Here is an 11,179-nt window from a genome sequence, read left to right as displayed (position 1 = left end):
ACCGCTCGCCCAGCGCCGCCCGCGGCTGGCCGGCACCCGGATACGCCGACAGCTCCGCGTCCAGCGCCAGCCCCACCGGCAGCGCGAGCTCCGGCGCGCGACCCGCGGCACCATAGGAGAGGACGAGCGCCGTACGCTGCGACCGTGTGCCGTACAGCCAGATACGGCGGGTCGTCAGGCGGGCGTCCGCCGTGTCGTACTGGGCGAGGACCAGCCAGTGGTCGCGCACCGGCGGGCCGTCCGCCGACGTGGGCAGACCGACGCGGGAGCGGACCGTCGCGGCCAGGGCCTCCGGCAGCCGCTCGCGGCGCAGCCAGCCCTGGGTCAGCAGATGGAGCAGCCCGCACTCCTCCAGCAGTCGCACCGGCCAGCCGGGACCGGTGCCCGGGATCGCCCCCAGCTCCCGCACCCGGGCCGCGAGACCCTGGGCCTGGGCGTCCACCATGCGGGCCGCCGTCTCCTCCCACAGCCCGTAACCGGCCTGCTCCGCCGAGGCCAGGCCGCCGCGGAGCAGATCCGCAAGCCGCTGCTCCAGCTCCGCCGCGCCCGCGGTGACCCGCTCGGCACGGCGCTCCGCTCTGCGCCGCGCCGCCTCCGGATCGGCGGACCCGGCCGGGGCGGCGGACGGGCCGTCGGTCCGCTTCTCCTCCACGCGCATGCGCCGGCCCGCGATCCACTGCGCCGCCCACTCCGGCGCCTCGCCCCGCGGCACCGCACCGTCCCCGCCGGCCCAGAGCAGCAGCAGACCGAGCGCGTGCTTGCACGGGAACTTAGGACTCGGACAACTGCACTTGTACGCGGGCCCGGAGGCATCCGCCATGTCGACGACCGTCTGATACGGCTTGCTGCCGCTGCCCTTGCACAGCCCCCACACCGTCCCCTCGCCGGAACTGCCGGCCTCGGACCACGGCCCGGCCGCGCCGAGTTTGCTTCCCGCCGTGCGTGACGCGGTGTCAGGCGCCAGTGCCAGCACCTGGTCCGCGGTCCAGCGCACCCCCTGCTGAGTCATGCCATCGAAACTAGATCCCGGCACTGACAATCGGCCTCCGCGGCGCGTTTGTGCAGGTCAGAGCGATTGTCAGTGGCGTGATGCACGGTTGGTGTCAGATCCGAACCCGGCCGAGCTGGAGGGGGACTCAGCCATGTCTGTGTCCGAAGCACCGACGTCCGTCGACCCGAGCCAGAACGGCTCCGCGCCCGCACACGCCGGCGCAGCCGACGTGCTGAGGCCGCACGCCGAGGACGCCTTCGCCGACGAACTCGCCGCGCTGGCCGCACAGGACGACCGCCCGCGCCCCGCCCGCTGGAAGCTGTCTCCGTGGGCCGTCGCGACCTACCTCCTCGGCGGCACGCTGCCCGACGGCACGGTCATCACACCGAAGTACGTGGGCCCCCGCCGCATCGTCGAGGTCGCCGTCACCACCCTCGCCACCGACCGGGCCCTGCTGCTGCTCGGCGTGCCCGGCACCGCCAAGACCTGGGTGTCCGAGCACCTGGCCGCCGCCGTCAGCGGCGACTCCACCCTGCTGGTGCAGGGCACCGCGGGCACCCCGGAGGAGGCGATCCGCTACGGCTGGAACTACGCCCAGTTGCTCGCCCACGGCCCCAGCCGCGACGCCCTCGTACCCAGCCCGGTGATGCGCGCCATGGCCGAGGGCATGACGGCCCGCGTCGAGGAGCTGACCCGGATCCCGGCCGACGTGCAGGACACGCTCATCACGATCCTGTCCGAGAAGACACTGCCGATACCGGAACTGGGCCAGGAGGTGCAGGCGGTCCGCGGCTTCAACCTCATCGCCACGGCCAACGACCGCGACCGCGGGGTCAACGACCTGTCCAGCGCCCTGCGCCGCCGCTTCAACACCGTGGTGCTGCCCCTGCCGGAGACGCCCGAGGCGGAGGTCGACATCGTCTCGCGCCGCGTCGATCAGATCGGCCGCTCGCTCGACCTGCCGGCCGTGCCCGACGGCATCGACGAGATCCGCCGTGTCGTCACCGTCTTCCGCGAGCTGCGCGACGGGATCACCACCGACGGGCGGACGAAGCTGAAGTCGCCCAGCGGCACGCTGTCGACGGCCGAGGCGATCTCCGTCGTCACCAACGGCCTGGCGCTGGCCGCCCATTTCGGCGACGGCATGCTCCGGGCCGGCGACGTCGCGGCGGGCATCCTCGGCGCGGTCGTCCGCGACCCGGCGGCGGACCGGGTGATCTGGCAGGAGTACCTCGAGACGGTCGTCCGCGAACGGGACGGCTGGACCGACTTCTACCGGGCCTGCCGGGAGGTCAGCGCATGAATGGGCAGGGGGAGGGGCCGGAGTGGGGAACCGGCACGGCGGTGCGGGACGTTTCCAGGGGGACGGAGTGATGGACGGTGAGCAGTCCGGCGGCGGGCGGCTGCGCGCGGGGCCGCTGCTGCTGGGCGTACGGCACCACGGCCCGGGCTCTGCGCGGGCGGTGCGGGCGGCGCTGGACGAGGCCCGGCCGGGAGTGGTGCTGATCGAGGGGCCGCCCGAGGCGGACGCCCTGATCCCGCTGGCCGCGGACGAGGCCATGCGACCGCCGGTCGCGCTGCTCGCCCATGCCGTGGACGAGCCCGGCCGCTCGGCGTTCTGGCCGCTGGCGGAGTTCTCCCCGGAGTGGGTCGCCGTCCGCTGGGCGCTGGAGCACGACGTTCCCGCACGCTTCATCGACCTGCCGGCCACGCACACGCTGGCCTGGAGGGACGAGCAGGGGGAGGACGGCGACCCTGCCGATACCGATACCGATACCGATGCCGATGCCGACGCAGAAGGCGAAGGCGACGGTGCGTGCCGTGACGGCGGGCCGCGCGGTGATGTGCGGGTCGATCCCCTCGGGGTGCTGGCCGAGACCGCCGGGTACGACGACGCCGAGCGGTGGTGGGAGGACGTCGTGGAGCACCGGGGTGTGGGGAAGGGGGACGCGCTCGCCCCGTTCACCGCGCTGGAGGAGGCGATGACGGCGCTGCGGGACGCCTACGGCAGCGGTGGGCACGACCGGGATCCGGTACGTGAGGCGTACATGCGGCTGCAGATCCGGTCCGCGCAGCGGGAGTTCGAGGACGGTGTGGCCGTGGTGTGCGGGGCCTGGCATGTGCCCGCGCTGCGCCAGAGGTCCACGGTCACGGCCGACCGTGTCCTGGTGAAGGGGCTGCCCAAGGTCAAGACGGACATGACGTGGGTGCCCTGGACCAACCGCAGACTGGCCAGGGCGAGCGGCTACGGCGCCGGCATCGACTCGCCGGGCTGGTACGGGCATCTGTTCGCCACCCGGGACCGGCCGGTGGAGCGGTGGATGACCAAGGTGGCGGGGCTGCTGCGGGCCGAGGACCGGCTCGTCTCCTCCGCGCATGTCATCGAGGCCGTACGGCTGGCGGAGACGCTCGCCGCGCTGCGCGGGCGGCCGCTGCCCGGGCTGAGCGAGACCACCGACGCGATACGGGCGGTGATGTGCGAGGGCTCGGACGTGCCGTTGGCGCTGGTGCACGACCGGCTGGTCGTCGGGGACGTCCTGGGCGAGGTACCGGCGGCGGCGCCCGCGGTGCCGCTGCAACGGGACCTCGAGCGGGCCCAGCGCCGGCTGCGGCTGAAACCGGAGGCGCTGGAGCGGGAGCTGGAGCTCGACCTGCGCAAGGAGACCGACGCGGGGCGCAGCAGGCTGCTGCACCGGCTGCGCCTGCTCGGTGTCGCGTGGGGGGAGCCGGCGGTGTCGCGCGGAAGCACCGGCACGTTCCGGGAGACGTGGCGGCTGCGCTGGGAGCCGGAGCTGTCCGTGCGGGTCGCCGAGGCCGGGGTGTGGGGCACGACGGTACGGGCCGCCGCGACCGCCAAGGCGGAGGCCGACGCCGTGGCCGCACCGGGGCTCGCCGACGTCACCGGGCTCGCCGAGCGCTGCCTGCTGGCCGGACTGCCGGACGCGCTGCCCACGGTGATGCGGATCCTCGCGGACCGCGCGGCGCTGGACACGGACGTCGGCCATCTCGCCCAGGCCCTGCCGGCGCTCGTCCGCTCCCTGCGGTACGGCGATGTGCGCGGCACGGACACCGCGGCGCTGGCCGAGGTCGCCGCCGGGCTGGCCGAGCGGGTCTTCGTCGGGCTGCCCCCGGCCTGCGCGGCGCTGGACGCGGACGCCGCCGACGAGATGCGGCGCCATCTCGACGCGGTGCACGGCGCGGTCGGCCTCCTCGGCGACGCTCCCGGACCGGCGCGGGCGGACCTGCGGCCCCGCTGGCAGTCGGTGCTGCGGACCCTGTCCGGGCGGGACACCGTGCCCGGCGTGATCCGCGGGCGTTCGGTGCGGCTGCTGCTGGACGACGGACAGCTGGGCCAGGACGAGGCGGCGCGCCTGATGGGGCTGGTGCTGTCTCCGGGCACACCGCCGGCGGACGCGGCCGCGTGGATCGAGGGTTTCGTCGGCGGCGGCTCCGGGGGAGGGCTGCTCCTCGTCCACGACGAGCGGCTGCTGGGACTGGTCGACAGATGGCTCACGGGAGTGCCGGCGGAGGCGTTCACCGACGTACTGCCGCTGCTGCGGCGGACGTTCTCGGCGTACGAACCGGGGGTGCGGCGCACGCTCGGCGAACTGGTCCGGCGCGGTCCGGGGGCGAGGGACGACATGGCGGCGTCCGGTGCCGGCCTCCCCGGCTTCGCCGCGGGCCTCGACACCGGGCGGGCGGACGCGGTGCTGCCGGTCGTGCGGCTGCTGCTGGGGCTGGACGGGGACGTGGACGGGGCCGGGGCCGGGAAGGCGGCGGATGCCCGCCCGGTGAGGGCAGCGGGATGACGGGCACGGAACGGGCGGGAGAGGAACGGACGGGAGAGGGGGAGACACGGATGGGGACCGCGATGACGGACCCGGCGCAGGAGCGGTTGCGGCGCTGGCGGCTCGTGCTCGGCGGGGATGCCGCGGACGGCTCCGGATGCGCTCTGTCCGGGCAGGACGCCGCGATGGACGGGGCGCTGGCCGCGCTCTACGGCAAGGGCGACAAGACGCAGACGGGGAAGGACCGTTCAGCGGGGCTGGGGGCGTCGGCGCCGTCGGTGGCGCGCTGGCTCGGGGACATCCGGACGTACTTCCCCTCCTCCGTCGTCCAGGTCATGCAGCGTGACGCCATCGACCGGCTCGGGCTGGCCACGCTCCTGCTGGAGCCGGAGATGCTGGAGGCCGTCGAGGCCGACGTCCACCTCGTCGGCACCCTGCTGTCGCTCAACAAGGCGATGCCGGAGACGACGAAGGAGACAGCGCGGGCGGTGGTGCGCAAGGTCGTGGACGACCTGGAAAAACGGCTGGCGACGCGGACCCGGGCCACACTCACCGGCGCGCTCGACCGCAGCGCGCGCGTCAGCCGGCCCCGCCACCACGACATCGACTGGAACCGCACGATCGCGGCGAACCTCAAGCACTACCTCCCCGAGTACCGGACGGTCGTGCCCGAGCGGCTCGTCGGCTACGGGCGGGCTTCGCAGTCGGTGAAGAAGGAGGTCGTGCTGTGCGTCGACCAGTCGGGGTCGATGGCGGCGTCGGTCGTCTACGCGTCGGTGTTCGGGGCGGTGCTCGCGTCCATGCGGTCGCTCAGCACGCGGCTCGTCGTGTTCGACACGGCGGTCGTCGATCTCACGGACCAGCTCGACGACCCCGTGGACGTGCTGTTCGGCACGCAGCTCGGTGGGGGTACGGACATCAACCGGGCGCTGGCGTACTGCCAGTCGCGGATCAGCCGGCCGGCGGAGACGGTGGTCGTGCTGATCAGTGATCTGTACGAGGGCGGCATACGCGAGGAGATGCTCAAGCGGGTGGCGGCGATGAAGGCGTCGGGGGTGCAGTTCGTGACGCTGCTCGCGCTGTCCGACGAGGGGGCGCCCGCGTACGACCGGGAGCATGCGGCGGCGCTCGCGGCACTGGGCGCGCCCGCGTTCGCGTGTACGCCGGATCTGTTCCCGGAGGTGATGGCGGCGGCGATCGAGAAGCGGCCGCTGCCGATACCGGACACGGCGTGAACGCGGGCCGACGAAAGGGGACATGACCAGCCATCGGTCACACGGGGCTTGCGCGGCCTCGGGAGTCGCGTGCGAGGATCGGCGCCGTTCGAATGGAATCGGACGCGTGAGGTGTCCCTCGTGACCTGGCCGGCAGCGCTGCCCGAGGCCGCGGTGCGCGTGATGCGTACGGCGGCGGAGTCGCGTGCGCGTGCGCTGCGACTGGCGGTGCGTGTCCTGCTGCTGGTGGGCGCGCTGTTCGTCCTGGGCGTTCTGTACGGGGAGCGGGCCGAGGCGGCGGAGCGTACGCCGCCGGGTGCCTCCGTCGTGGACGCTGCTTCCGATACCGGGTCGCGTCTCGCCGGGCTGAGCGGCGAGCCGGCGCGGGCCCCGGCTGCCGACGTAACCGAGCTACAGCAGGACGTGTCACCGTCCCAGCAGACACCGTCCGCGCGCCTGCCCGAGGTGCCGGAGGGCTCCTCTCGGGTATCACCGGGGACCTCGTCCGAGGGGTTGCCGGAGCTATCGGAAGTGCCGCAGCTGTCCGACGTCCCGGCCTTGCGGTTGCCCAAACTGCCGGTGCCGCCGGAAGCCCCGGCCGTGAGGTTGCCGCAGCTGCCCGCGATCCCGGTCCTGCCCGGCGCAGGGAATCCCGAGCCGCTCCCCGGCGTACCCGGAGGGTTGGATGCGCCGCAGCGTGTCCTGCCTGCGCCGCTCACGCCGGGGGCGCTGCTGCCCGGGACAGAGCTGGGAGCGGAGTCCGGCAACACCGCCGCCACCCCGCCTCCCGGCGACTCGCCCGCCCTCGGCAGACGAGCCGAGACCTCGCAGGCCGCCGCCCACGGTCCGCTGCCGAACCGCACTGTCACCACGGGCGGAACCAGCTCCCCGTCCCTCAGCAGCGAGGCGCCGGTCGACACCTCCCGCACCGGTGACGTCGATCCCGCCCCCGCCCCGCGCGTACCCGGCGGGCACCCGGACGGCCGCTCGGCGTCGGATCACGGTCAGCCGCGTCCCGGCGACGTCCACGCGGTCGCCGCTCACCACCACCGATCGCTGCCCCTCCTCGTTCCCGGCGCCAATGCGCACATCGAGACGCTGGAGACGCGCGAGCGATACGAGGACGTCCCCGTCCCGCCTGCCTAGCTCTCCAGCTCCCCCCTCCAAAGGGCTCGCTCGCCCACGGCAGGCGCCTCCCCCCGGCACGGGGCGCGATCGCCGTCGGCCCCTTCCGTTCCCCGAGCCGCCCGCTCCCCAGCAGATGCGCACCGCATCTGACTCCCGAGTAAGAAAAAGCTCCGCGGGGCATCAGGCCTCGGACGGCCGAAAGCCACTCGGATCGTCTGAGCCGCACGACCCGTGGACGGGGTGTCCGGTCCCCATTGGGGTGGGGGCCGGGCCCCGGACCCCGGAGAGCAGGGCGTTTGTGTCCCCTCCGGGTGGTTCTACGGGCCTCACCGGGTCAACCCCAGCCCGGTGAGGCCCCTCACCGGCGGCACGGCGTGTCAGTGATTGCGGCATCATGTGACAGGTATCACCGCTCACGTGTGACCCGCGATTTAGAGACGTCACCCGAGCGGAGATAACCTGCGAGACGGACATGCCGCGCGCTCGGACACCGTGTGCGCCTCCCTTGTGACACAGCGGACGTCACGTTGCCCTTCGCGGCACGCCCACGCATCCAACGAACCGCGAGATCACTGATAGGGACGGAAGCGCGTGGACCTGTTCGAGTACCAGGCGAGGGACCTCTTCGCCAAGCACGATGTACCGGTGCTGGCCGGTGAAGTCATCGACACGCCTGAGGCGGCCCGCGCAGCCACTGAGCGCCTGGGTGGCAAGTCCGTCGTCAAGGCCCAGGTGAAGGTCGGCGGCCGCGGCAAGGCCGGTGGCGTGAAGCTCGCCGCCACCCCGGACGAGGCCGTCGCCCGCGCGACGGACATCCTCGGCATGGACATCAAGGGCCACACGGTCCACAAGGTGATGATCGCCGAGACGGCCCCGGAGATCCTGGAGGAGTACTACGTCTCCTTCCTCCTCGACCGTGCCAACCGCACCTTCCTGGCCATCGCCTCCGTCGAGGGCGGCATGGACATCGAGGAGGTGGCCGCCAACCGCCCGGAGGCCGTCGCCAAGGTCGCGATCGACGCGATCGACGGTGTCGACAAGGCCAAGGCGCAGGAGATCGTCGCCGCCGCCAAGTTCCCGGCCGAGGTCGCCGACAAGGTGGCCGACGTCCTGGTCAAGCTGTGGGACGTCTTCATCAAGGAGGACGCCCTCCTCGTCGAGGTGAACCCGCTGGCCAAGGTCGCCTCCGGTGACGTCATCGCCCTCGACGGCAAGGTGTCCCTGGACGACAACGCCGAGTTCCGCCACCCCGAGTTCGAGGAGCTGGCGGACAAGGCCGCGGCCAACCCGCTCGAGGCCGCAGCCAAGGAGAAGAACCTCAACTACGTCAAGCTCGACGGCGAGGTCGGCATCATCGGCAACGGCGCGGGTCTCGTCATGAGCACCCTGGACGTCGTCGCGTACGCCGGTGAGGCCCACAAGGGCGTCAAGCCCGCCAACTTCCTCGACATCGGCGGCGGTGCCTCCGCCGAGGTCATGGCGAACGGCCTGGAGATCATCCTCGGCGACCCGGACGTCAAGTCCGTCTTCGTCAACGTCTTCGGCGGCATCACCGCCTGCGACGCCGTCGCCAACGGCATCGTGCAGGCCCTGGAGCTCCTCGAGTCCAAGGGCGAGGAAGTCACCAAGCCGCTGGTCGTCCGCCTCGACGGCAACAACGCCGAACTGGGCCGTCGGATCCTCGACGACCGCAACCACCCGCTCGTGCAGCGCGTGGACACCATGGACGGCGCGGCCGACAAGGCCGCCGAGCTGGCTGCTGCCGCGAAGTAAGGGACGAGGTCACAGAACACCATGGCTATCTTCCTCACCAAGGAATCCAAGGTCATCGTCCAGGGCATGACCGGCTCCGAGGGCCAGAAGCACACCAAGCGCATGCTGGCGTCCGGCACCAACATCGTCGGCGGCGTGAACCCGCGCAAGGCGGGCACCACGGTCGACTTCGACGGCACCGAGATCCCGGTCTTCGGCTCCGTCAAGGAGGCCATCGAGAAGACCGGCGCCGACGTCACGGTCATCTTCGTCCCGGAGAAGTTCACCAAGGACGCCGTCGTCGAGGCCATCGACGCCGAGATCCCGCTCGCGGTCGTCATCACCGAGGGCATCGCGGTGCACGACACCGCCGCGTTCTGGGCGTACGCGGGCAAGAAGGGCAACAAGACCCGCATCATCGGCCCGAACTGCCCCGGCCTGATCACCCCCGGTCAGTCGAACGCCGGCATCATCCCGGCCGACATCACCAAGCCGGGCCGCATCGGCCTGGTCTCGAAGTCCGGCACGCTGACGTACCAGATGATGTACGAGCTGCGGGACATCGGCTTCTCCACCTGCGTCGGCATCGGCGGTGACCCGATCATCGGCACCACCCACATCGACGCGCTGAAGGCGTTCCAGGACGACCCCGACACCGACCTGATCGTGATGATCGGCGAGATCGGCGGCGACGCCGAGGAGCGGGCCGCGGCCTTCATCAAGGACAACGTGACCAAGCCGGTCGTCGGCTACGTCGCGGGCTTCACCGCGCCCGAGGGCAAGACCATGGGCCACGCCGGCGCCATCGTCTCCGGCTCCTCCGGCACCGCCCAGGCGAAGAAGGAGGCCCTCGAGGCCGCCGGCGTCAAGGTCGGCAAGACGCCGACCGAGACCGCCAAGCTGGCGCGCGCCATTCTCGGCAATTAAGCACAGCCTCGCCGGCTGAGCCACGGGCACAGCGCAGCACAGCACGGTCGGGCCCGTCCCCTGTTCAGGGGACGGGCCCGCCGTCGTTCAGCCGGTTCCGGGCACGGTCTCACCCCGCGTGCGGAGCCAGCCGCTCCGGCCCGTGCAGCAGTTCCTCGCGCAGCTTGGACCGCAGCTCCCGCTCCTTCTCCGACAGGGGGCCCGGCGCCACGCGCGGCGGCACGCCCTGGACGGTCTCACCCGGCGGCACCGGCGGTTCGTAGTGCGTCGGGGCGGTGAACAGGGTGAGCGCCGTGGTGCCGATCAGGGCGACGGTGAAGGCGATCGCGGAACGCGTCCAGAAGCGGGCCCGGCGCTCGCTGCCGCTGCGCACCTCGTCCGGTCTGGCCGGCCGCAGGCGTTCGGCGGAGGCCACTTCGGCCAGCCGCTCGTGCAGCAGTTCGGGATCGGACAGCTCCGGCAGCCGGGCGGCGACGGCCTCGCGCGCGTGCAGCAGCCGGCGGGCGGCCGAGGGTGTGCTCGCCTCCGTCTCCGCGGCCGTCTCGGGCAGGTCGAGGCCGACGCCGTCGTACAGCAGCAGCGTGCGCCGCTGCGGTGGCGGCAGGTGCAGCAGGGCGTCCAGCAGGGCGCGGTCGGAACTGTCCGCGGGCGGGGGTTCCGGTGTGCGGTGGCGGGGGCGGAAGCGGTGCCAGGGCGACAGCGCCCACTCGTACGCCGCCGCCCGCACCCAGCCGGCCGGTTCGGGGTCGCGGGCCACCTCGGGCCAGCGTTCCCAGGCCAGTTGGAAGGCCCGCTCGACCGACTCCCGGGCCAGCTCGCGGCGCCCGGTCAGCAGATACGTCTGCCGGACGAGCGCGGGGGCGCAGAAGGCGTACAGCGCGTCGAAGGCCTGAGCGGGCGTCAGGTAGCACCGGTCGTCCGGGGGTGTCTGGGCGAATCTCGCGGGCTCGGGTGCGACCGCCCGGTGCGCGGTGTCGTCGGTGAGCTTCTCCAGACAGACCGTCACCATGCCCTCGTCCTCACCAGCGTTGTCACCGTCATGAGGGGCCTCGCCCCGCTCCAGCGACGCCAGCAGCTTCGCGTACGTCTCCCGATTCCGGCCGCGGGGCGTCGTGCGGCCGGACTCCCATGCGCGCACCGTGTCGCTGCGGACGCCCAGTCGCCGGGCGAGCTGAGTCGGTGTCAGCGAGGCGGCCTCGCGCAGCCGTCGGCGTTCCTTCGGTGCGGGGAGAGGGGTGGCAGGGCTCCGCTTCACAGGGCGCCCCTTCGTACGAAAAAGTACATAAACGTATATTGGGCGACACTACGGAGCTTCGCTCGTTACGACGGGAAAGCGCGTGTCGTTGGGAGCATGGCGGACGTGATCCACGCGACCGCCC

Annotated in this window: 8 protein-coding genes; 6 read left to right on the top strand and 2 right to left on the bottom strand. The window is 72.7% G+C overall.

Translation table 11 applies throughout. The features are described from left to right. On the bottom strand, positions 1-1,009 hold a 1,009-nt coding region (locus N4P33_RS26625; protein ID WP_260829329.1), incomplete at its 3' end, for an SWIM zinc finger family protein. Positions 1,010-1,142: 133 nt separating this feature from the next. Between N4P33_RS26625 and N4P33_RS26620 the strand changes: the two genes are divergently transcribed. The 6 genes from N4P33_RS26620 to sucD all read left to right on the top strand — a co-directional run bounded on the left by N4P33_RS26620 (position 1,143) and on the right by sucD (position 9,800). Further along, positions 1,143-2,294, top strand: a complete 1,152-nt coding sequence (locus N4P33_RS26620; protein ID WP_260829328.1) for an AAA family ATPase — start codon at positions 1,143-1,145, stop codon at positions 2,292-2,294. A 70-nt stretch (positions 2,295-2,364) separates the two neighbouring features. Beyond that, positions 2,365-4,800: a DUF5682 family protein gene (locus N4P33_RS26615; protein ID WP_260829326.1), complete on the top strand. Its 2,436-nt coding sequence runs from the start codon at positions 2,365-2,367 to the stop codon at positions 4,798-4,800. A gap of 50 nt (positions 4,801-4,850) precedes the next feature. Next, the gene (locus N4P33_RS26610) at positions 4,851-6,014 is read left to right on the top strand and encodes a VWA domain-containing protein (RefSeq protein WP_260829325.1); all 1,164 of its coding nucleotides are present in this window, start codon (positions 4,851-4,853) and stop codon (positions 6,012-6,014) included. A 120-nt stretch (positions 6,015-6,134) separates the two neighbouring features. Then, positions 6,135-7,139 (top strand): hypothetical protein, encoded by a 1,005-nt coding sequence (locus tag N4P33_RS26605; protein ID WP_260829324.1) that lies wholly within the window; start codon positions 6,135-6,137, stop codon positions 7,137-7,139. Positions 7,140-7,712: 573 nt separating this feature from the next. Next, a complete protein-coding gene (sucC, locus tag N4P33_RS26600) occupies positions 7,713-8,894 on the top strand; it encodes an ADP-forming succinate--CoA ligase subunit beta (protein ID WP_260829323.1) in 1,182 nt (393 codons plus the stop codon). Positions 8,895-8,915: 21 nt separating this feature from the next. Then, the gene (gene sucD / locus N4P33_RS26595) at positions 8,916-9,800 is read left to right on the top strand and encodes a succinate--CoA ligase subunit alpha (RefSeq protein ID WP_260829322.1); all 885 of its coding nucleotides are present in this window, start codon (positions 8,916-8,918) and stop codon (positions 9,798-9,800) included. Positions 9,801-9,909: 109 nt separating this feature from the next. Here sucD and N4P33_RS26590 read toward each other — a convergent pair whose 3' ends face one another. Then, on the bottom strand, positions 9,910-11,055 hold the full coding sequence (locus tag N4P33_RS26590; protein WP_260829321.1) for a helix-turn-helix domain-containing protein: 1,146 nt from the start codon (positions 11,053-11,055) through the stop codon (positions 9,910-9,912). Positions 11,056-11,179: the final 124 nt, after the last annotated feature.

This window comes from Streptomyces sp. 15-116A (genome assembly GCF_025290915.1).
Classification (GTDB): Bacteria; Actinomycetota; Actinomycetes; order Streptomycetales; family Streptomycetaceae; genus Streptomyces.
This window is presented reverse-complemented; position numbering and strand designations above follow the sequence as displayed.